At 35.0% G+C, this 23,313-nt stretch carries 21 protein-coding genes; 8 read left to right on the top strand and 13 right to left on the bottom strand.

Annotation, left to right across the window (positions count from 1 at the left end; genetic code table 11):
• Positions 1–14 precede the first annotated feature (14 nt).
• Both OGZ34_RS12655 and OGZ34_RS12650 read right to left on the bottom strand, forming a co-directional pair.
• Entirely contained in the window at positions 15–251 is a 237-nt protein-coding gene (locus OGZ34_RS12655; protein WP_017498385.1) for a hypothetical protein, read from the bottom strand.
• Positions 252–445: 194 nt separating this feature from the next.
• Positions 446–1,609, bottom strand: coding sequence for a THUMP domain-containing class I SAM-dependent RNA methyltransferase (locus OGZ34_RS12650; protein ID WP_173966750.1), 1,164 nt, complete (start codon positions 1,607–1,609; stop codon positions 446–448).
• Positions 1,610–1,776: 167 nt separating this feature from the next.
• Between OGZ34_RS12650 and OGZ34_RS12645 the strand changes: the two genes are divergently transcribed.
• Both OGZ34_RS12645 and OGZ34_RS12640 read left to right on the top strand, forming a co-directional pair.
• Entirely contained in the window at positions 1,777–2,541 is a 765-nt protein-coding gene (locus OGZ34_RS12645) for a class I SAM-dependent methyltransferase (RefSeq protein WP_173966751.1), read from the top strand.
• A 97-nt stretch (positions 2,542–2,638) separates the two neighbouring features.
• The gene (locus OGZ34_RS12640) at positions 2,639–3,307 is read left to right on the top strand and encodes a ZIP family metal transporter (RefSeq protein WP_263360421.1); all 669 of its coding nucleotides are present in this window, start codon (positions 2,639–2,641) and stop codon (positions 3,305–3,307) included.
• A gap of 81 nt (positions 3,308–3,388) precedes the next feature.
• Here the strand turns inward: OGZ34_RS12640 and OGZ34_RS12635 are convergent, their stop codons facing one another.
• Both OGZ34_RS12635 and OGZ34_RS12630 read right to left on the bottom strand, forming a co-directional pair.
• Positions 3,389–5,776, bottom strand: a complete 2,388-nt coding sequence (locus OGZ34_RS12635) for a TonB-dependent receptor domain-containing protein (protein WP_263360420.1) — start codon at positions 5,774–5,776, stop codon at positions 3,389–3,391.
• 154 nt (positions 5,777–5,930) lie between these two features.
• Positions 5,931–7,079, bottom strand: a complete 1,149-nt coding sequence (locus OGZ34_RS12630; RefSeq protein ID WP_263360419.1) for a helix-turn-helix domain-containing protein — start codon at positions 7,077–7,079, stop codon at positions 5,931–5,933.
• Between the two features lie 182 nt (positions 7,080–7,261).
• Here OGZ34_RS12630 and murQ point away from each other — a divergent pair, with 182 nt between their 5' ends.
• The 6 genes from murQ to OGZ34_RS12600 all read left to right on the top strand — a co-directional run bounded on the left by murQ (position 7,262) and on the right by OGZ34_RS12600 (position 10,997).
• Positions 7,262–8,074 (top strand): N-acetylmuramic acid 6-phosphate etherase, encoded by an 813-nt coding sequence (gene murQ, locus OGZ34_RS12625; RefSeq protein WP_173966755.1) that lies wholly within the window; start codon positions 7,262–7,264, stop codon positions 8,072–8,074.
• Positions 8,075–8,229: 155 nt separating this feature from the next.
• Positions 8,230–8,451 carry a DUF6095 family protein gene (locus tag OGZ34_RS12620; RefSeq protein WP_017498392.1) on the top strand — a complete coding sequence of 74 codons (222 nt, stop codon included), beginning with the start codon at positions 8,230–8,232 and terminating at the stop codon, positions 8,449–8,451.
• A gap of 83 nt (positions 8,452–8,534) precedes the next feature.
• The gene (locus OGZ34_RS12615; protein WP_263360418.1) at positions 8,535–9,107 is read left to right on the top strand and encodes a pentapeptide repeat-containing protein; all 573 of its coding nucleotides are present in this window, start codon (positions 8,535–8,537) and stop codon (positions 9,105–9,107) included.
• A gap of 63 nt (positions 9,108–9,170) precedes the next feature.
• Positions 9,171–9,755 (top strand): DUF1572 domain-containing protein, encoded by a 585-nt coding sequence (locus OGZ34_RS12610; RefSeq protein WP_263360417.1) that lies wholly within the window; start codon positions 9,171–9,173, stop codon positions 9,753–9,755.
• 57 nt (positions 9,756–9,812) lie between these two features.
• Positions 9,813–10,184 (top strand): DNA topoisomerase IV, encoded by a 372-nt coding sequence (locus OGZ34_RS12605; RefSeq protein WP_173966758.1) that lies wholly within the window; start codon positions 9,813–9,815, stop codon positions 10,182–10,184.
• 33 nt (positions 10,185–10,217) lie between these two features.
• Positions 10,218–10,997, top strand: coding sequence for a TerC family protein (locus OGZ34_RS12600; protein WP_263360416.1), 780 nt, complete (start codon positions 10,218–10,220; stop codon positions 10,995–10,997).
• Positions 10,998–11,106: 109 nt separating this feature from the next.
• Here OGZ34_RS12600 and OGZ34_RS12595 read toward each other — a convergent pair whose 3' ends face one another.
• From OGZ34_RS12595 to ychF, 9 genes are all read right to left on the bottom strand, one after another.
• Entirely contained in the window at positions 11,107–13,827 is a 2,721-nt protein-coding gene (locus OGZ34_RS12595) for a DNA gyrase/topoisomerase IV subunit A (protein ID WP_173966760.1), read from the bottom strand.
• A gap of 23 nt (positions 13,828–13,850) precedes the next feature.
• Positions 13,851–14,954, bottom strand: coding sequence for a PDDEXK nuclease domain-containing protein (locus tag OGZ34_RS12590; protein WP_396191952.1), 1,104 nt, complete (start codon positions 14,952–14,954; stop codon positions 13,851–13,853).
• Positions 14,955–14,974: 20 nt separating this feature from the next.
• Entirely contained in the window at positions 14,975–16,846 is a 1,872-nt protein-coding gene (locus tag OGZ34_RS12585; RefSeq protein ID WP_173966762.1) for a DNA topoisomerase IV subunit B, read from the bottom strand.
• 163 nt (positions 16,847–17,009) lie between these two features.
• Positions 17,010–18,185, bottom strand: coding sequence for a nicotinate phosphoribosyltransferase (pncB, locus tag OGZ34_RS12580; RefSeq protein WP_263360415.1), 1,176 nt, complete (start codon positions 18,183–18,185; stop codon positions 17,010–17,012).
• A gap of 97 nt (positions 18,186–18,282) precedes the next feature.
• Positions 18,283–19,260, bottom strand: coding sequence for a transglutaminase domain-containing protein (locus OGZ34_RS12575; protein ID WP_263360414.1), 978 nt, complete (start codon positions 19,258–19,260; stop codon positions 18,283–18,285).
• A 3-nt stretch (positions 19,261–19,263) separates the two neighbouring features.
• Complete coding sequence (locus OGZ34_RS12570; RefSeq protein ID WP_263360413.1) at positions 19,264–19,788, bottom strand: NADPH-dependent FMN reductase; 525 nt, start codon at positions 19,786–19,788, stop codon at positions 19,264–19,266.
• 7 nt (positions 19,789–19,795) lie between these two features.
• Positions 19,796–20,710, bottom strand: coding sequence for a YihY/virulence factor BrkB family protein (locus tag OGZ34_RS12565; RefSeq protein ID WP_263360412.1), 915 nt, complete (start codon positions 20,708–20,710; stop codon positions 19,796–19,798).
• Positions 20,711–21,096: 386 nt separating this feature from the next.
• Positions 21,097–21,774: a TIGR02117 family protein gene (locus OGZ34_RS12560; protein ID WP_173966767.1), complete on the bottom strand. Its 678-nt coding sequence runs from the start codon at positions 21,772–21,774 to the stop codon at positions 21,097–21,099.
• Positions 21,775–21,930: 156 nt separating this feature from the next.
• Positions 21,931–23,025 carry a redox-regulated ATPase YchF gene (ychF, locus tag OGZ34_RS12555; protein WP_173966768.1) on the bottom strand — a complete coding sequence of 365 codons (1,095 nt, stop codon included), beginning with the start codon at positions 23,023–23,025 and terminating at the stop codon, positions 21,931–21,933.
• Positions 23,026–23,313 lie beyond the last annotated feature (288 nt).

Below are 23,313 nucleotides of genomic sequence, written 5' to 3'. Positions count from 1 at the left end.
AAAAATCAAACTAATTATCCAATTTCTCTAATTCCTTTTATAAAAATCCATTTCATGAAAAGCTTTTCTCCGTCTTTTGTTTTTACCGACTGAAATTTAGGCGAAATTAAAGTGGCCACAATAAAAGCGGTCATCGGAATCCAAAATCCGGTTAATCCAGTATAAGAAGCTACCAAAAATCTCCCTAAAATAAATAGAATTGCGAAACATCCTAATTGGTATAAAAAAGCTCTTACTTGTAGTTTTGTCATTTTTTTCTTTTTAAAGGTTCAAAGTTCCAGAGGTTCAAAGCGACAAAGGCTTTCTCTTTGTGTTTATGACGCCTTGTTTCTTTGCAACTATTACTAAATTTTAAATTTGATTTTTTTATTGGACTCAGAGTTACAAAAACTCAAAGCGACAAAATATGTTTTCTTTGTACCTCTGAACCTTTGTCTCTTTGCAACTATTCGTTAACTTGAAATTTCGTTCTCTTGCTTCCCTCGTACATTTCGTACTTTACTAAACGTGCTTCAAGACTTGCGTTGAAAAGTTTAATTTTTCGGGATGGTTTTAGACCTACAAATTTCAGAGCTTCCAGATTTGCTGTAATAAACCAGGCATTTGTTCCTGGATAACTTTTCTTTAGAGTATCTCCTATATTTTTGTAGAATTCTTCCATATGAATATCCAAACGCTCATCGTAAGGCGGATTGAAAACCATGTGTAATTTTCCTTCTACAGCTTTTTCTGTATCAAAAAAGTTATTTTCTTCTACGGTAACATAATCCTCCAAATTGGCATTTCTGATATTGTCTTTGGCTTTATTTACAGCACTTGGTGCTTTATCAAAACCTTTTATCGTATAATGAAACTCCTTTGTTTTTTTCATCAAACTGTTTACAATCTGATCGAAGAGATCATTATCCCAGTCTTTCCATTTTTCGAATGCAAATTCTTTACGGTTAATATTCGCCGGAATATTACAGGCAATCATAGCCGCTTCGGCCAAGAAAGTTCCCGAACCACACATTGGATCTAAAAAATGACTTTGTCCTTCCCATCCTGACAATAATAATACTCCTGCTGCCAAAACTTCGTTGATTGGCGCAATATTCGTTGCGGTTCTGTAACCACGCTGATGCAATGAATTCCCTGAAGTATCCAGTGCAACCGAAACCTGATCTTTATCGATATGAACATTGATTCTTAAATCAGGAAAAGCTTTGTCGATACTCGGACGCTGTCCGGTTCTTTCTCTAAACTGATCTACAATAGCATCTTTACATTTTTGAGAAACAAATTCAGAGTGGTTAAAATAAGTCGAATGCACGGTCGCATCAATCACAAAAGTCTGATTGGCATTTAATAGTTTTGACCAATTTACACCCGAAATTCCTTTATACAATGCCTGCTCATTATTGGCTCTGAACGAATAAATAGGTTTTAAAACTTTAAGCGCTGTACGAAGCGATAAATTAGCTTTGTACATAAAACCTTTATCGCCTTTAAAGCTTACCATTCGCACTCCTTTTTCGACATCCTGAGCACCAAGAGCACGCAATTCATTCTCTAATATTTCTTCAAAACCAAAAAAACATTTGGCTATCATTCTAAAATTTTCTTCCATCTTTATTTTTGAATTATTTCAAATGCACTGTTGTTCATCTCTGCATCTGCATCTCTGTACACCTGCTGCATCTCTGCAATGATTCGTGAGGTATCGTTGCGAAATAGTTATTTTTCGGCAAAAATACACTAAATTTGCGGGACTTTGAATTAATTGAAATAGAATAAATGTCTGAAGCAGCAAACTCATCCTCACCAAATCAGGAACGTAATACCGAAAATTGGTTTACTTCATGGTTTGATACTCCCTATTACCACATCCTTTATAAAGACCGAAATTATCGCGAAGCTCAGATTTTCATGGACAATCTGACCCATTATCTGAATCTTCCGGAAAAAGCAAAAGTATTGGATTTAGCTTGCGGAAAAGGGCGCCATTCGATCTATTTAAATCAATTAGGCTTTAATGTCTTAGGAGCCGATTTGTCTGAAAACAGTATCGCCGAAGCCAATAAAAACAGTAACGAAACTCTGCATTTTAAGGTGCACGATATGCGTGAACCATTTGAAGAAAAATTTGATGCCATTTTTAATTTATTTACCAGTTTTGGATATTTCGAAAGCGACGACGACAATTTGACAACACTTAAAGCCATTAAAGAAAGTTTATCTGAATATGGTTTTGCAGTTATCGATTTTATGAATGTTACTCAGGTTATCGAAACATTGGTACCGGAAGAAGTAAAAAATGTAGACGGGATTGATTTCAAAATCAAAAGATATGTTGAAGACGGACATATTTTTAAAGAAATAGATTTTGAGGATCAGGGGAAAAAGTACCATTTCACAGAAAAAGTAAAAGCCTTAACTTTAAAAGATTTTGAAGAACTAATGGCCGAAGCCGGTATTTTCCTGTTGGATATTTTTGGAGATTACAGACTCAAAAAATTCCACAAAACTGAAAGCGAACGATTAATCATGATTTTTAAATAAAATTGGGGAATCGTTTAATTGTTTTTTATTTAACCGTTTGATCGCTAAACAAAAAACAATTAAACGATTAAACAAATCAACGATTAAACAATAAAGAATGAATTATCTACTACCCTTATTTTCTGTACTTTTAGGTTATATGGTGGCTTTGTTTTTAAAACCAAAAAGCAAAACCAACCTAAAACTATTGCTTGCTTTTAGCGGTTCATTTTTATTGTCATTAACCGTAATGCATTTGTTGCCGGAAGTTTACGAAACACACAATGCTAATATCGGAATCTTTATCATGGTTGGAATTTTATTCCAGATTATACTTGAATTTTTCTCTAAAGGAGCAGAACATGGACACGTTCACGGACATGCTAAGATGTCTCAGATTCCGTGGCTCCTATTTACTAGTTTGTGTATTCATGCTTTTCTGGAAGGTTTCCCCGTAAGTCATCATCATGGTTTGGCGCTTGGAATCGCAATTCATCATTTGCCAATCGCCGTAATTTTAACTACTTTTTTTATCAATGCCGACCTGAATAAAAAGGCCATTTTTGCCTTCATGCTTACCTTTGCAGTAATGACTCCACTAGGAACCGTTGCCTCTGAATATCTGCCTATTTTAAGCAAATATTATACAGAGATTACGGCCATTGTAATTGGAATCTTATTTCACATTTCCTCCACAATTATTTTCGAAAGCAGCGAAGGACACAAGTTTAATGTTGCCAAAGTCTCTATGATTGTTTTGGGGATTCTTTTGGCCTTTATATTGTAGTTTGGAAACCCGGGAAGCAGAAAACTTTCTTCTCTGCTTCTTACATTTCACTTTTTACATCTCACATCTCACCTTATAAACCTAATTCCCAGTTCTGTTTTTCTCCTCCTGATTTCCGAAATCACGTTGCTTTACGTTTATCTTTTTATTTCCAAAATTATAAATAACGGACAAACGCAAAAATCGGTTCGAGAAATTCTGACTGTACACTTGCTTTACACCATTTACAACCGAAACAAGATCTTTTAAATAAGAAGTATTAAAAATATCATTGGCCAGAAAAGCAATCTGCATTGATTTACCCAACAATTCCTGCTTAAATCCAATATCAAAACTCGACATATATCCTGTTTTGTACAAACCACTTTTAGAAGGTGTATTATAGTTAAAATCAATTTGAAGTTTACTCGTTTTGCCCAATGAGAATGTATTGTTAGTTGAAAAATTAACTTCTAAACTATTGGATGGCGTGGCATGAATATCTTTTATAAACTTTGTTTTTGATCCTAAGAAATACAACGTGTTTTCACTTTGCCACCAATCTGCAAAACTAGCCGAATAACTTTCTCCTACTCCATATTTTAGATCCTTAAAATAATTTTCTCTAGTTACAATCTGTGTGCTGGTTTCCGGAATTGAAGTAAAAATTACACCATAACCATCATTGATCACGTTTAAGAAAACACTGGTTCTCAGGGTTCCTTTGTACGAATGGGTAAATTCGAAATTATCACTGAAGGAGGGCCTTAAAAACGGATTTCCCTCTGAATAACTGTTACTGTTAATATAATTACGAAACGGATTCATCAAGTCAAACTGAGGTCTGCTGATTCTTTTCCCATAATTTAAGCTGAAATTGTTGTTTTCATTTTTCTTATACGAAACATAAACCGTTGGAAACAATCTCAGATAATTATTCTTTGTTTCCTCGTTTAAGGTCTCCGAAAGACCGTTTGTTTTAGTATTCTCAAGTCGTAAACCTAGTTGAAGATTCAATTTTTCGTTGAGTTTTTTATCTCCGTTAATGTAAACCGCCTGATTGTTCTCGGCATATCTAAATCGGTTGGATTGGTTGGGATCCAGTACCGGTACCCCCGTAATTGTATCGTAATAAAGTATATAACTTTTGCTGTTTGTAAAACTCATTTTTGCACCGTATGACAAGTTAAATGCATCAAGCGGATGCTCCATATCTGCCTTGAAACTCCAGTTATCAATTTCCTGATTCGAAATATTTCTGGCTGCCTGATTGATCCCCACGAAAGTATTGTCTGGTCGGTAATTATTGGCAATAGAACTTCTGTCAAATTTGGAATCGTAATTAAAGTAATCTACATCAAAAGACAGTTTTCTGTTCAAAGAATCCAATTTTGTAATCAAATGTCCGTGATACGTCTGATTACCAGATTTTTTATCCACAAAACTATTGTTCAGAATATAATTATCCAATTCGTTTTTGGTATTGTAATTATTGATTCTGATATCCGAATTAAAATCCGGGTTACTTCTATCGTTTAAAAACTGAAAACCAACTGTGATACGATCTGAAAAATCATAATCCAAAGCTACTTTTCCGGATAAATTCTGATCGTTAAATTTTGTTTTTATAATCATTTCCGAAAGCCCGTCGGGGAAATACATGTCCAGAAATTCATCAGCGTATTTATGCCCTGCTTTTCCATTAATACTGGCCGAGAATCGAAACTTATTTTTGTTATAAAAGAAGTTATTTCTCAAAGTCAATGCCCCGTACTTATTTTGATCGTAAGATGTAGTAGTTGTGTTTTTCCAGGCGTTTCGGGCACCTTTTTTCAGTATAATATTAATGAGCCCTCCTGTTCCTTCGGCTTCATATTTTGCCGGAGGAGTGCTGATAACCTCGATATTTTTGATATCTGCTGCCGAGATTGATTTTAAGTAATTGTTTAGTTCCTCACCGGTTAATTCAACGATACGTCCGTCGATCATCACACGTGAAGCGCCTTTACCTAAAATATTAATCACATCTTTTTGAACCACAACACCAGGTGCTGTATTTATAGCACTTAAAGCATCACCTCCAACCGTTGTTACATTGTTTTCAAGGTTATAAACCAAGCGATCTGTTTTTTGCTCAATCGTCTTTTTTTGAGTTTTGATCACAACCTCGCCTAATTGAGTGGTGTTCTCTTTCAAAACTATGGTCTTTAAATCGATATCTTTTTCAATCGTAATATGTTTTTCGTAATCTATAAATCCCAAAAGACTTATTCCAATTTTATAAGAACCTTCTTTTAGACTAATTTCAAAAGAACCGTCTTGTTTACTTGTGGCTCCTTCTATAATCTTTCCTTCTAAATTAAATACAGAAACATCTACCCATTCTAATGCAGTTGTTTCGCTGGCTATTTTTCCTTTTAATTTTGCAGTAGTTTGTGCCAAAACAAACACCGGCAGTACTAAAATAATAAGGAGGCAAACTTTTTTCATAATTTCTGGTTTTAAACTTGTTCGATTAATTTGAAGCAAAGTTGCCCTGGAAATTTTGAGAATTCGACCGACAAAAAAAAGTCGAACTCATTTTCCCAGAAGAAATGAGTTCGACTTTTTCCAACACAAAGTAGTACTTTATGCAAAGCCCTTATTATGAAGCATTCCGATAAGCTGTTGGCGTTAAATTAGTATATTTTTTAAAGGAGGTATTAAACGACGATTTTGAATTAAAACCTACTTCATACAGAATTTCCAAGACCGTAAGCTGACTCTTGGACTGATCTTTCAGAATATTCATTGCTTTTTGAATGCGATATTCATTTACAAAATCAAAAAAGTGTTGATCGATATGATGGTTAATCAAAACCGATAAATCGCGAACCGGAATATTAATCTGGTTAGAAAGCTCCTGAATCGTGAGCGACGGATCAAGAAAAGGTTCCTTTTGTGCCATATACAATTTCAAGGTCGAAATTTGACCTGCAATCACTTCATTTTGATACTCTTTTGCCTCGATATTACTTTCATTCTCTTTAGGAAGAATATCTTTGGCTAATTGCAATTTGGAATCTATCCCACGAAAAAGCTCCGGATGATTCAGGGCTTTTAGTACAAACCAACAGGTTATTACTAAAACCATCAGCTGTAAGATAACGTTCGTCCAAATCCATAACGAATCAAAGTCAATGTATCTTAAAGCATTCTTAGCAATACACAAGTAATACAAAACAAAAAATATAGTAGATATTTGAAGTAACCATTTAAAAACAGAACTTCTCGGATTCGCATAATTTTCCTGGTATATTGCTTTGTATTTTTTTAAAACAAAAAATACTCCAATACTATAAAATACAATTTGCAAGGCCAAGGCAAGAAACAAAGATGACATTTCAGGCGTTTGATCGCGGTGTTTATAGAATACTATTTTAGCTTCATTCGTTAAAAAGTAAAGTCTGAAAAGGTAAAATATATTTATGAGTACAAATGGAATTGCATGCAATAAATGCTTTGCTTTTAATCGAAAATCTGCAAAACAAACTGATAAGACATACAGATAAAAAAAAGGTAATACTAGAGAACAAACCGTCCATCTGAAAAATTCTAAATTAAAATGAGCTTTAATAAATTCATCGTCAATAAACATCCCGCTATTGTCAATGGCAAAAAATATCAAATAGAAAGCAAATAGTCCGTTTGCCAGTTTGTTTTTTGTTTTCACAGTGAGTAAAAAGAATGCCAGTAATAATGAAACAAAAACTGATATTTTTGCGATACTCGTTAAAAAGCTAATTATATCCATTCCAATTTTTTAATTATTTAACAAATATAATATTTTAGTTGTTGTAATAGAAGTTCAATAAAGCAATCGTTTCATCAAAAATCATAACCGTTACGATTTTAAATCTTTGTGAGTTTACGTTCTAAATTTCGGGATTGCAATAAAAAAGATTAATTTTGACCCAGTTCAATTAACATGAAAAAATGACCTTTACAAAAACTACAGAACAGGCCTCAAAATACGAACATTTAGAAGAAATGTCGGTTCATGAACTTTTGGTTAACATCAATCAGGAAGACAAAACTGTTCCGGATGCAGTCGAAAAAGCGATTCCGCAAATTGAAACTTTAATAACACAAGTGGTTTCCAAATTGAAATTAGGAGGCCGCTTATTTTATATCGGAGCCGGAACATCGGGACGTTTAGGTGTTGTCGATGCTTCAGAATGCCCTCCTACTTTTGGTGTTCCTTTTGATTTAGTAAACGGAATTATTGCCGGTGGTGACACTGCCATTCGCCGTGCCGTAGAAAATGCCGAAGATAACGCCACACAGGCCTGGATCGATTTGCAGGCCAATAATATTGATAAAAATGATGTGGTGATTGGTATTGCAGCTTCGGGAACTACACCTTATGTTATAGGTGGTTTAGAAAGTTGCAATCAAAATAACATCCTTACAGGCTGTATCACCAACAATGCAGGAAGCCCATTGGCACTTACAGCTCAATTTCCAATTGAAGTTGTGGTAGGTCCGGAATTTGTCACAGGAAGTTCCCGAATGAAAGCCGGAACAGCTCAAAAATTAGTACTTAACATGATTTCGACTGCGGCAATGATTCAGCTTGGAAAAGTAAAAGGCAACAAAATGGTCGATATGCAATTGAGCAATATAAAACTGGTAGATCGTGGTGTAAAAATGATAATGGGAGAAATTCCTGTATCCTATGAACAAGCCAGTGAATTATTAAAAAAATACGGCAGTGTAAGAAACGCTGTCGACAATTATAATCTTTAATGTGAGATGTTTTTAGTGAAGTGTTTATAGTGAAATGTGAAATGTGAGATGTGAAATGTGAGATGTAAAATAATCATGACCTTCTGATCGTAAATTTCTGAACTTGAAACTTGAAACCTCAAACTTGAAACTGTCAAAAACCTGAAACAAAAAAAATGGCAACAAATAAAGAATTACTGGGAAAAGGAATTAAATATTTATCGGGTTCATTGCCTCTATTGTTTATTGGGCCATCGTTAATTTATAATGCTTTTATGAATCAACATACCAACTGGCACTATCTGGTTCTGGGCATTGGAATTGTAGCTTGTTTAAGCGCCATGTTTTTGATCTTTTACGGATTGAAAATCATTATGAAAGGTTTGTTTAATGACTAAAGCAATAGTGCTAATCATTAAACCCAAATAGTTGTAACCAAAATTCAACTACTAATCTGCAAAAAAATATTCAATATAATTGTATGGAAAGTCTAATTCACATTCAGAAAACCTTCGAAAAAGTCACTTATATTGATAAGAAAATAAACAATCGGGAATTTGAAGATTGTGTTTTTAAGAATTGTGATTTTTCGAACAGTAATTTTGCTTATAATACCTTTTTAGACTGCGAGTTTATTGATTGCAATTTATCAATGACAAGTCTGTTTAGTACCAGTCTAAAAAATGTTACTTTCAAAAATTGCAAACTTCTGGGAATTGCTTTTAACGAATGTGATGATTTTTTATTCCAGGTTTATTTTGAAGATAGTACGTTAGATTATGCTGCATTTTCGAACAAAAAAATGCCTAAAACTAAATTCATCAACTCCTCTTTGCGGGAAGTGACTTTTATTGGATGCAATCTAACCAGTTCGTTATTTGACAATTGTAATCTTGAAGGAGCTATTTTTAACGACACCCAACTGGCAAGTACCGATTTTAGAACCGCTTACAATTATAAAATTGATCCTGAGTTTAATCCAATGCGAAAAGCTCAATTTTCAACTCAGGGAATTACTGGGTTATTAGACAAATATGATATCAAAATTGTGTAGTTTTCTGTCGCGAATTCCTGCTATAAAATAAAACCCTATTTCCGCTAAACCAAATGTATCATTATGAAAGCAACTGATTCCTATTTAGAAAGCGTTAAAAAACAGTTTTTATACTATAAAATGCTGGGCGAAAAAGCCATCGCGCAATTAGAACCTGAACAACTTTTTGTTACCCTAAATGAAGATACCAACAGCATTGCCACCATTGTCAAACATGTCTCCGGTAATATGCTTTCGCGCTGGACAGATTTTCTGACTTCTGACGGTGAAAAAGAATGGCGCAATCGCGATTCGGAATTTGAAAATGACCTGCAATCAAAAGAAGAAGTCATCGTTAGCTGGAATAAAGGCTGGGATTGTTTTTTGAATACTTTGAACAGCTTGCAACCGGAACAGCTTTCAGATATCATTTATATCCGTAACGAAGGGCATACGGTTATTGAAGCCATCAATCGACAACTGGCACATTATCCTTATCATATCGGACAGATTGTTTTTTATGCCAAACAATTAAAAAAAGGTGACTGGGACAGTTTATCCATTCCGAAAAATAAATCCGGAAATTACAATGCCGAAAAGTTTGCCAAGGAAAAAGAAATCAAGAACTTTACGGATGATGAATTGAAAAAACTTTCGAGTGATGATTAATCTTCTATAAATGGAAGCCTCATCTTTTATAATCTATAGAACAATTAAATTTTAAAAATGAAAAAAATTATATTCCTGTTACCCTTAATCACTTTATTCTCCTGTTATAATGCAGAACACAACTGCAAAGATTTCAAAAACGGAAAATTCAAATTTGAGTTTGAAGTAAATGGTGTTAAAAAAACAACGGTTTTTGAACGTAAAGACAATATCGAAATCGAAACTTTTGAAGGCAAAACAGATACTTCAACAGTACGCTGGGTAAGTGATTGCGAATACATCTTGCAGAAAAAGCACCCTAAAAATATGGCTGAAGAAAAAGCCATCAGCATGAAAATTCTAACCACTTCTAAAGATTCTTATACTTTTGAATTTGGAATGGTAGGTTCTGACCAAAAACAACGCGGAACGGTAGTAAGAGTTGAGTAAATAATCTATAAAATGTTTTAAAACACTTTTAGTATGGAAGTATTTCTAAATCCTGACGCATGGATCGCCTTACTAACATTGACTTTTCTTGAAATTGTTCTGGGAATCGATAATATTATTTTCATATCGATCGTTACGGGAAAGTTACCAGAGGAAGATCGAAAGCGAGCTACCCGAATTGGTCTGTTTCTGGCAATGTTTATGCGTATCGCCCTGTTGATGGGAATTTCGTATCTAATTGCTATGAAAGCGACTCTTTTTAGTATTCACTGGGGCTGGTTTGAAGGAGATTTTACCGGTCAGGCCGTAATTTTATTTCTGGGTGGTTTGTTTCTGATTTATAAGAGCACCAAAGAAATCAGTGAAAAGGTAGATCATCACGCCGAAGAAGAAAAAACACTTAAGGCTGTTGCTAAAAAATCATTCTCAAACGTCATTGTGCAGATTCTGTTGATCGATTTAATTTTTTCGGTCGACTCCATTTTAACAGCTGTTGGTATGACAAATGGAGTTCATGGCGCTTTAACGATCATGGTTACCGCAGTTATTATTTCAGTATTGGTTATGATGCTATTTGCGGTTCCGGTTGGAAATTTTGTCAACAAAAACCCGTCCATACAAATATTAGGTCTTTCGTTTTTGATTCTGATCGGCTTTATGCTGATTACAGAAAGTATGCATTTATCGAATGCAGCGCTTGCAGGCGAGCATATTGGTGCTGTCCCTAAAGGATATTTGTACTTTGCCATTTCGTTTTCGCTTGCTGTTGAATTTATCAATATGCGAATCCGAAAAAGACATTCACAAAACTAAAACTATTAAGTTTCCGTTTGGAAGCTTTTTAATAAACAAATCCAGCACGTTTTAAAACCTGGAAACATAAAAAACGCTAAGAGAGTATCTTAGCGTTTTTCGTTTTTTATTATTCTAAAACCAGACCTATTTGGCCGTCGTCATCTAATTCTGTTTCCACAGATTCATCTTCAGAATCTACTGGTTTCCTTTCCGGAACTTCTTCAACCGGTTCTTCATAAGGCAGCGGATCTAACAAATTAACCTGTCTCAGCTTATCGGCCGTCAATTGATTTCCTAGTGCTTTAAAACCTTTTACCGCAATAAAATCCTCAACATCAATATGCAAATCTTCTTTTTGAACTCCTTTTACCTTTGAAAAAACCAACTGGGCTAACGGACGGTAATCTGTAGATACAATTTCTAATTGCGAATTCGGATGATCTGTAATAAAACTTTCTTCTTTTCCTTCATTTTCAACAAGGAAACGTTTCAGGAAATAACGTTCTTTTTCTCCATCATAATAGATAGCCGAAATTGGTTTCTTAGGCTTCCATTTCTCCAGGACAATCATATCTTCATCAAAGTGAGTCGATAATTCAGGTATAATAACCTTTAGTTTACCACTCTGACTGATAATTAAGATTTTATCGCTTGGTTTAAATTCACCCAACAATTCTCCTCTGGCGTCAACATTCAAACGTTTCACCGTATCATCAAACCACACTTTTCTTGGCAATAGCGTCGAAATACCTTTCTCTTTTAATTCAATTTTTTTGATTGGGTATTTCGTAACCAGATTTCCTTTTGAAGCCCTTCCTTTGATCGCTAATTTAGCAAAATCAATATCAAATTTCAATTTCTTTATCGTTCCAATCTGACGCAATAGGATGGTAACAACCTCAGCCTCTCCATTCGGATTATGCGAAAAATAAACGACTTGTGATCCATTGGTCCCATTCGTTAAATCATAAGGTTTATCACGCGTCACACCAGTAACATTAAAACGTTTTATATAAGAAGGACCTGATTTTCCATCGCGGTACATCATGTTGTAAATCGTGCGTTTATCGTTTTTATCAAAAACTGCAGCGTGTATAATGTCTTTTCCAACGAATGTCTTGGTATCCACTTTTGTAATCATCATTTTACCATCGCGCAAAAACACAATAACATCGTCAATATCAGAACAATCCGCTAGATATTCATCTTTCTTTAAACTGGTTCCAACAAAACCTTCTTCGCGATTTAGGTACAATTTCGTGTTTCTTAAAACCACTTTTGTAGCTTCGACATTATCAAAAACACGAAGTTCAGTCTGACGTTCGCGACCTTTTCCGTATTTCTCTTTTAACTTAGTAAAATAAGCAATTGCAAAATCCGTTAAGTTTGCGAGATTGTATTCTACCTCCTTCATTTCGTCTTCCAACTTTGCGATAAAGTCATCGGCCTTATCAGAGTCAAAGCGGGTAATACGAATCATCGGAATCTGAGTCAATCGCTGTAAATCCTCATCGTTGATTTCTCTGACGAATGATTTTTTGAATGGATCAAAACGATCGTACAAATATTTGTAAAGTGATTCTCTGTCAGAATACAATTTGAAATCAATGTACATCTCTTCACGAATGAAGATCTTTTCTAAAGTCGAAAAATGCCATTTGTTTTTTAATTCTTCTAATTGAATTTCCAACTCCTGACGAAGCAAATCAACGGTTCTGTGCGTCGATATTTTCAACATTTCAGAAACCCCAATAAACAAAGGCTTATTGTCTTCAATAACACAACCTAAAGGTGCTACCGAAGTCTCACAGGCTGTAAAAGCAAACAACGCATCTATGGTTTTATCCGGAGAAACTCCCGGAAAAAGATGGATTAAGATCTCAACATCGGCCGCGGTATTGTCTTCAATTTTCTTGATCTTGATTTTACCTTTTTCGTTGGCTTTCAAAATACTGTCAATTAAACTCGAAGTATTGGTTGAAAACGGAATTTGTGTAATCACCAGTGTATTCTTGTCTAACTGAGCAATTTTAGCACGTACACGTACACGTCCGCCACGAAGTCCGTCATTATAATTCGACACATCGGCAATACCTTGTGTCATGAAATCAGGATATAAGGTAAAAGCTTTTCCTTTTAAAATTTTGATCGAAGCATCAATTAATTCATTGAAGTTGTGAGGTAAAACTTTAGTCGAAAGTCCAACCGCGATTCCCTCTGCTCCTTGTGCCAAAAGCAACGGAAACTTAACCGGAAGATTATTTGGCTCTGCACGACGACCATCGTACGAAACACCCCAATCGGTAATTTTTGGCGAATACAAAACCTCCAAAGCAAATTTTGACAAACGTGCTTCAATGTAACGGGAAGCTGCTGCTCCGTCACCTGTTAAAATATTACCCCAGTTACCCTGACAGTCAATCAATAAATCTTTTTGCCCAATTTGCACCATAGCATCACCAATACTAGCATCTCCGTGTGGGTGATACTGCATGGTGTGACCAACAACATTGGCTACTTTATTATAACGACCGTCATCCAGCTCTTTTAAAGAGTGCATAATACGACGCTGAACCGGTTTAAATCCGTCTTCAATCGCCGGAACGGCACGTTCTAAAATTACATACGAGGCATAGTCCAAAAACCAGTCTTTATACATTCCGGTAACTTTGGTAATTACGTCTTCCCCCTCCTGTTCCTGATTTTCGTAAAAATGCGCTCCTTCAAAATGTTTGGCATCTACATCGATAATTTCATCGTCATCTCCTTCCTGAATGTTATCCAGGTTTTCTTCTGAATTATTCTCGTCGTCGCCCGGAATGATGTTATCGTCTTCTTCGTCTTTCATCTAATTATATTCTTATTATAATTCTATTTATTTTCAAGGAGCTCTTTTAAAACCTCAACACTTGGCAATACTGTTTTGTATTTACTGGCAAAAATTTGCTCATTGTTTTCCGGTAAAGTATATTTTACTACCGATTCACTTTTGTTCTGACAAAGTACAATTCCAATTGTTTTGTTTTCGTCTTCCAATCGCATTTCCCGATCGTAATAGTTCACATACATCTGCATCTGACCTAAATCCTGATGTTTCAGCTCTCCTATTTTCAAATCAATCAGTACAAAACACTTTAATATTCTATTGTAAAAAACCAAATCGATTCGAAAATGTTTATCGTCAAAAGTAATTCTGTTTTGTCTGGCAACAAAAGTAAAACCATGCCCCAACTCCAATAAAAAGTGCTCTAATTTATTGATAATCTCCTCTTCCAATTGCGATTCGGAATACTGATTTAATTCGGGTAGTCCCAGAAACTCCAATATATAAGGATCTTTTATAATATCTTTCGGTTTTTCAATAATCTGACCTTGTTCTGAAAGTTTTAAAATCCCCTCTTTATCACGACTTAAAGCTAATCTGGTATAAAGTGCTGTATCATATTGCCGTTTTAACTCACGAACACTCCAATTGTATTTTTCAGATTCAATTTCATAAAAACGTCTTTCCTTTTCATCTTCAATTCGCATTAAGAAAATATAGTGAGTCCAAGTTAATTTGAAAAACGAAACCAATGACTGCACTTTTTGAGATTGAAATTCCTCAGTCACTGACTGTGATTTCTTTGTTTTCAATTCCCCAGTCAATGACTGGGGAATTCTATTTTGCAATTTCGTCATCGGTGATGACGAAATTGAATAAATTTGATAAAACTTCCGCATACGATCCAAACTTTCAACCGAAAAACCCTTACCAAATTCCTCTGTCAATTGTTTAGAAAGGCCTTTTAAAAGCTGTTTTCCGTATGCAGCTCTGTCTTTTCCGTTCTGCTCTTCTTCAACAATTATTCTTCCAATTTCAAAATAAGTAATTGTCATTGTTGAATTTACGGTACGTAAAACCTGTTGCCGCGCATTTTGCAATAACTCGGCAACTTGCTGAAAAATAACTTTATTTTGAAGACCGTCTGACAATAGTATATTTTATTTAAATCTTAAACCTCCTCTTCAACTGCATCCAATTCTACTTTCAAATTCTTGATAATAAATTCTTGTCTGTCTGGAGTATTTTTCCCCATATAGAAAGACAATAATTGCTCTATCGAAGTATTTTTATCCATCATAATTGGGTCAAGACGAATGGTTTCTCCAATAAAATTCTTAAACTCATCAGGTGAAATCTCTCCCAAACCTTTAAATCGGGTGATTTCTGGTTTTGGTTTTAACTTTTCAATTGCAGATTTTCTTTCTTCTTCAGAATAACAATAGATGGTTTCTTTTTTATTACGAACCCTGAAAAGTGGCGTTTGCAAAATATACAAATGTCCTTCTTTAATTAATTCCGGAAAAAACTGCAGAAAAAAAGTAATCAACAGTAAACGAATGTGCATACCATCGACATCGGCATCGGTTGCGATTACGATGTTATTGTAACGTAATTTTTCCAGTCCGTCTTCGATATCCAGGGCTGCCTGCAATAAATTGAATTCTTCATTCTCATACACAATTTTCTTGCTCATTCCGTAAGAGTTCAAAGGCTTACCACGCAAACTGAAAACTGCCTGTGTATTCACATCACGCGATTTGGTAATCGATCCGGAAGCCGAATCTCCCTCGGTAATGAAAAGTGTGCTCTCCAGATTTCGTGGGTTCTTTGTATCGGGAAGATGCGCACGACAGTCTCTTAATTTTTTATTATGAAGATTCGCTTTTTTAGCACGATCTGTTGCCAGTTTACGAATTCCTGATAATTCTTTACGCTCCCTTTCTGCCTGTAGAATTTTACGCAATAAAGCTTCTGCAGTTGGCGGATTTTTATGTAAATAACTGTCTAATTTGTTTTTGATAAAATCATTTACAAAGGTACGAACCGAAACCGGTGGTGTTCCGTCATCAGAACCCATATCTGTAGAACCTAATTTTGTTTTGGTCTGAGACTCAAAAACCGGCTCCATAACTTTAATACTAATCGCACTCACAATCGATTTACGAACATCGGATGCTTCAAAGTTTTTATTGTAAAACTCACGAATGGTTTTTACAATGGCTTCTCTGTATGCCGCTAAGTGCGTTCCTCCTTGTGTGGTGTTCTGTCCATTAACAAAAGAGTGATATTCCTCACTGTATTGCGTTTTACTGTGCGTTAAAGCAATTTCGATATCATGATCTTTCAAATGAATAATTGGATATTCAAGATCTTCTGCATTTATGGTTTCTTCTAATAAATCGCGAAGTCCATTTTCTGAATAATATTTTTCTCCGTTGAAAATAATCGTCAAACCATTGTTTAGATAACAATAGTTCTTCACCATTTTAATTACATATTCTAAACGGAATTTATAATTTTTAAAGATCGTTTCGTCAGGAATGAAGGTTACTTTTGTTCCTTTTCGCTTTGTTGTTTCAATTATATCTTCTTCAAGAACCAAATTTCCTGCAGAAAACTCAGCTCCTTTTTGTTTATCATCACGAACTGATTCTACACGAAAAAAATTGGATAATGCATTTACCGCTTTTGTTCCGACACCGTTCAAACCAACCGATTTCTGGAAAGCCTTAGAATCGTACTTCCCTCCCGTGTTCATTTTCGAAACTACATCAACTACTTTTCCTAACGGAATTCCACGCCCGTAATCACGAACCGAAACCGTTTTATCTCTGATAGTCACTTCGATAGTTTTTCCTGAGCCCATTACGAACTCATCAATACAGTTGTCTAAAACCTCTTTTAAAAGAATATAAATACCATCATCTGGCGAAGATCCGTCTCCCAATTTCCCGATATACATTCCGGGACGCATACGGATATGTTCTTTCCAATCGAGTGATCGGATGTTATCTTCGGTATATTGATTTTGCTCTAGCATAAGGTGAATTGGATTTTTGGCTAATGTACCATTTATAGTCAAAAAATGAAAGCGTATTTTTCTTTTTGTTACGATTCATAACAGCTTTAAACCCTATTTACATTGATTTTAAAATAATAAAGTTCCTAAAAATATAAAAAAACAGAATTTGAACAAAAAAATACTATTTGATTCCCAGTACCTCTTTCGCCAAAGCAATCATTTCGGGCGTTCCCGTATTTTTGTTTTTTTCATCAGAAAGTTTTACAACGCCTTGCCAATGGGTATCGTTCAGCTTAACTTCTGTTAATTTTATAACCATATTCATCGATCGCAAACCAACATCATTGGTAAAATTAGTTCCGATACCAAATGACATTTTAATTTTGTCTTTACAAAAATCGGTAATATTTTTTACCTTCTCATAATTCAGCGAGTCAGAGAATACAATGACTTTCGATTTCGGATCAATTCCCATTTTGACATAGTGCGAAATTACTGTTTCTGCAAACTCAATCGGATCGCCGCTATCGTGACGTACTCCGTCAAAAAGCTTGGAATACTTTTTATCAAACTGTTCGAAAAATACAGCCGTAGTATAAGTATCTGTCAGGGCAATCCCAAGATCACCGCCATACACCTGTGTCCAGTGTTCCAGCCCCATTGAATTGGCCATTTTAAAGCCATATTGTGCAGCATGAAACATAAACCACTCATGAGCGTGTGTACCCAAAGGCCGTATGTTGTTAGTCATTGCAAAATGAACATTACTTGTGCCTATAAAACTCTCCGCACCAAATTCCCGCAGTGTTTCATTTACCACAGCCTGCACATCATATGAGTGACGACGACGCGTTCCGAACTCCAGAATCGAAACTCCGATTTTATTGTAATTGTCTATTTTGCTTTTGGTCAGACTTCTCAAAGTTTCATCGTCTGATCGAAGTAAATGACCGGTTTTATAATACAATTCCGAAATTAGAGCCATCAAGGGCACTTCCCACAAAATTGTCCGGTACCAGTATCCTTCAACTGTAACTTTTAACTCAGAACCTGTCTGGGTAATTTGAACTTCAGACGGGTCAAAATTATAGCCTTGCAAAAAATCAAAATAAGTGGGATCTAAGTAAGAACAATGACTGGATAAGTATTGCTTTTCTTCTTTTGTCAACCGCAAATCTCCCATTGCATCAACCGATTTTCGAAGTAAGTCTCCAAAACCCGGTGGAAAATCATGTTTTCCCCTGTTTATAAAACCATAACGCACCTGAGACTTCGGGAAAAGTTTGATTACAGCATGCTGCATTGTAAATTTATAGAAATCATTATCTAAAATTGATTTCGGAAAAGTTGTTTCCATGATCTGGCTGCTAAGTTAATTTCAAAAACCTTATACGCTAAGATACGGCAATTCGGTAAAAGAAGAAAGTACTTTGCACAAAGATCGCCCATTTGGCTTACTTCGGAAGAATTTTAAATGCCATTATACCGTTCCGATCGAGAAAAAAAGTAATAAATGAGCCTATTTTTTTATCATAGGTTACTTCAAATTCCAAAGCCCCTCTTATTTCTCTAGGAGCTTCAATTTTAACAGGTTTCCCATTTTTCAGATAATATAATGTATCTGTCTTTGAGATATTTTTTATTCTGAAAGTGATCTTGTCTCCATCGTTTGCATGAATAATTCCCGAATTGGGTTTCAAAATTTCATGATCACCTTCAATTGTAGCATCAAAAATCAAAGGTCCGTTCAGGAAATCGTCTTTATTTAATTTTGTATTGAGATAGGTACCGGAATCCGGAAAATGTTTCGCAAAAAAGTACTTCGGATCGGTGTCGAAATAAGCGGATGTAAAATGACTCACCGCCACCTTCTTGTTGCCGTCATAATAGCCCTGTCCCCAGGTTACGTCAACCAATATCCACTTTCCTTCTATCTGAACGATATTCCACGAATGATTAGACAATGAATTTTCACGTCCGATATCACTCAGCAATCGCTTAGAATCTCCTCTGACCACTTCACATTTCAAACCTGTTAAGAAAGCCAGCTGCTGATACAGCAGTGTAAAACCCTCACAAACTGCTTTTTGAGATGCAAAAGCTTGCTGCCATGTTTTATCTTTTATAAGCTTGATCTGCGCTTGTTTTTCGGCTTCATTTCTGTAACTAAACCGAACTGGTTTTGGCGGATTCAGATAGGCTTTGTAATCGTATTTTAGGTTTAAAGCAATCCAACTGTAAATCGCTCTCGCTTTATCACGATCTGAAGTAAAATCTTTCTGGATTCTATCTGCCAGATTTTCTACAGTACTAAAATGTGCAGGATACCTGAGTACAATATTATCAATGGCATCATATTTTTGGGCGTGTACCGAATGCAGAAAAACAAAATTCAGAAGTAAAATGCTAAAGGCAATCTTTTTTAGGATCATAAATTAAAAACTAGACTTAATAATGTCTTTTAGTTCCTTATTTAACTCTGCATTTGAGATTTTATTTTCCTCCAAATCAAAATTTGCATTAAACGCAGGCAATGAGAAAGTACCTTTAATTTGTGCACCAAATCTCGGCAAAGCATTATTGGCAATTTCCAAAACTGAAGCTCCCCCTCTTGGCCCAGGTGAAGTAGCCAATAACAGCATTGGTTTCTGCTGAAAGATTTCCTTCATTATTCTGGAACTCCAATCAAACAAGTTTTTAAAAGCGGCAGAATAATTCCCATTGTTTTCTGCCAAAGAAACCACTAAAAGATCTGCATTTTCAATCTTTTGCAAAAATGCTTTTGCCAACTCATGCTGACCGATTTCTTTTTCTAAATCAACACTAAATAAAGGCATGGCAAAATCATTGAGATCCAAAACCTCAACTGTTGCATTGTCAAATAAACTGGCAGCATAAGTCGCCAGATGTTTGTTTATTGAATGCTGACTGTTACTTCCTCCAAAGGCTATAATTTTCATAGTGGTATTATTTTTTAATTTCAAAAATCTCTTTTTTTATTTCTACAGCGTATTCGTTTGGAGCAATTTGTCCTCCAAATGATTTGGCATACACTTTGGTAAACTCAGCTCCAAAATACAAAATGATTGCCGAATAATACACCCAGACCAAAATAATTATTACCGATCCGGCTGCACCGTAAACACTCGCTATTGTTGAATTTCCTAAATAAAATCCAATCGCAAATTTGCCAATCAAAAAAAGAACCGCTGTACACCCGGCCCCAATAAAAGCATCTTTCCATTTGATAACCCCGTCTGGTAAAGTTCGGAATATAATTGCAAAAAGCAATGTGATGCTTACCAAAACGATTATCAAATTTATGACATAAAATAAATACACCATGCTATCTTCTAAATATATTTTGAGTCTGGAGTTTAAGAGATCTAAAACAGCATTTAACATTAAACTCACTAGCATTAGAAAACCAACAGAAACAATCATAGAGAAAGACATGATTCGGTTTTGAATGAACTTTTTTAGGCCTTTGTTGGGTTTGGCACGCAGCCCCCAGATAAAATTAATAGAACTCTGTATTTCAGCAAAAACCCCCGAAGCACCAATCAAAAGCATCACAACTCCAAAAATCGTTACAAAAACATTACTATCCGTCAATTGTACATTTTTGATGGCATCCTGAATCTGAATCGCAGCATCGTTACCTACTAATCGGTTTATTTGTCCGTACAACTCACCTGTTACCGCCTCTTCTCCAAAAAAGAAACCACAAATCGTTATAATGATAATCAATAAAGGAGGTAGTGCAAATATGGTGTAATACGATAAAGCAGCGCTAAGTTTGATTGCATTGTCGTCATTGAACTCTAAAAAAGTGGTTTTCAGTAAATACCAGGTTTTGGATAAAATATTTTGCTTTTCCACAAGATTCGTTTTTTTGATATTCTTTCAAATTTAAAGAATAATTAAACGATTAAATTCCTGTATTACAGACAATTTTTACATTTTTACCATGTATCCCTCTTACCTATAAAATTTCATATGGAAATACATATAGTCCCTACGGGACATTTTTCAATGGGATCTAATTCTTTTTCTACCGAAATTTAACTCCTATCGGAGTTTATTTTATAGAAACTAAATGTTATTGCCATTTGTAATCAACCATGATCTTTGTCTCGTTAAACCACACAATAATAACATCTAAAATTAAAAAATATCTCGTAGTGATTCAATATTGGCAACATTCCTAATCACCCAAAGCTTTTGTCCCGTAGGGACTACACGCTCACAAGACAGCTTTTCTCCTTTTATTGATAATGGCAAAAAATCCCTTTATCATAAACCGTCCACAAACTTGCTTTTTGATTGGCTGCCTTCAAGGCACAATTGGCCCAAGTGTTACAAGTATAAAAAAGGCTATAACTTCCTTTAGCTTCATAAAAAGCATCTTTGCTTCCGTAACTATAACCCTTAATCCACTCTGGGTTTGTGGGATTATTAAAGCTTTCTGAAATATAAACTACTAACTTTTGGTAGTTTTCTTTTGAAACCAATATACGTTTACAATCTTCTCCTTCTTTTAACTGTTTGAAAAATGTGGTATGCATCGCTGACGAACTTACTCCAAATACTGCTTTTAAAGCTGTACTCGCTTTTAAATCTGACCATTCCGGCGTATATAGATAAAAACCTTTATCACCCCATCCAAAAGCTACAAATGTTGCCAGTGTATCATTAGCTTGTGTCTGACTAAACTGAATTTCTTTTCGCCAGTCTTTCACTTCATTAACAAGTGGAACTACTATATCAGTATGAACTCCGTTTGAAAGGATGTAAATTGGAATCGCATCTTTCTCATTCACTTCCGTGACATCAGAATTAACAGTGATTTTTGAAATAATAAGAACTGATGTAGTATACAATGCAAGGAAGGTAAAAATTCCGAAAAGAGTCCAACCCAGAAATTTGAATGATTTTTTTAGCATTTTGGTTGATTGATTTTAGATTAGTAATTGGTTAAATTTCCTGTAACCAATTTTTAAGCCAAAATTTTCCAAATTCTTTAAAACATAAAAAAACTGCTGAATTCCTCCAGCAGTTTCCTCTATTTTCTATAATCTTTACTCTATTTTCTAAGAAGATTAAACGTTAAAACGGAAATGCATTACATCACCATCTTTTACGATATACTCTTTTCCTTCAACTTTGAATTTCCCAGCTTCTTTTGCTTTTGCTTCCGAACCGTAATGCACATAATCTTCGTATGAAATTACCTCTGCGCGAATGAATCCTTTTTCAAAATCAGTATGAATAACTCCAGCAGCTTGTGGTGCTGTAGCTCCAATATTGATTGTCCAGGCACGTACTTCTTTTACACCAGCCGTAAAGTAAGTTTGTTGTTTTAATAATTTATAAGCTGCACGAATTAATACCGAAGCTCCCGGCTCAGTCAATCCCATATCTTCAAGGAATACCTGACGCTCTTCGTAGCTTTCTAACTCTGTAATATCAGCTTCTGCTCCTACTGAAAGAATAATAACTTCAGCTTCTTCATCTTTTACCAATTCACGAACCTGATCTACATATTTGTTTCCGTTTACAGCAGAGCTTTCGTCAACATTACAAACATATAATACCGGTTTTGCAGTAATCAACTGAAACGCTTCCATTAAAACCTCTTCGTCATTGTTTTGAGGAATAATGGTTCTGGCTGATTTTGCCTGTAACAATGCCTCTCTGATTCGGTTTAACAAAGCCTCTTCTGTCTGAGCTTCTTTGTTTCCGGTTTTGGCTGCACGTTTTACTTTTTCCAGACGTTTTTCGATTGTTTCTAAATCCTTCAATTGAAGTTCTATATCAATCGTTTCTTTATCACGAATTGGGTTTACATTTCCGTCAACGTGAACGATGTTATCATTATCAAAACAACGCAAAACGTGAATAATAGCATTACACTCTCTAATGTTTCCTAAAAACTGATTTCCAAGACCTTCTCCTTTACTTGCACCTTTTACCAAACCTGCGATATCAACGATATCAACGGTTGCCATTTGTACACGCTCTGGTTTTACTAATTCTTCTAATTTGTTAATTCTTGGATCCGGAACGTTTACAACCCCAATATTAGGTTCGATTGTACAAAACGGAAAGTTAGCACTTTGCGCTTTTGCATTAGATAAACAATTAAATAATGTTGATTTTCCAACATTTGGTAATCCTACAATTCCTGCTTTCATCTGTTGATTCTATTTGTTTTTATGTCAACCTGTTTTTTTGAGTCCTTCCTAATTTAATATGCAGGAATCACTTTTAACAGGTTATAATTTACGTATTCACTTAGCATTTCTGCCAAAATATTATTTTTTGGCTTTAAAATTTTGCAAATATAAGATTTAATAGCTCGCAAGTGAAGTAAAAATGACGATTAATGTTTTTTAGAGCCCTGTCTTAAAAATAATTAAACTTTTTATTAATTTTTTGTTAAAAATAGTTACTTTTATAACAGACCAACAAGAATAAATAAA

The sequence above is a fragment of the Flavobacterium collinsii genome, assembly GCF_946903285.1.
GTDB lineage: Bacteria > Bacteroidota > Bacteroidia > Flavobacteriales > Flavobacteriaceae > Flavobacterium > Flavobacterium collinsii.
This window is presented reverse-complemented; position numbering and strand designations above follow the sequence as displayed.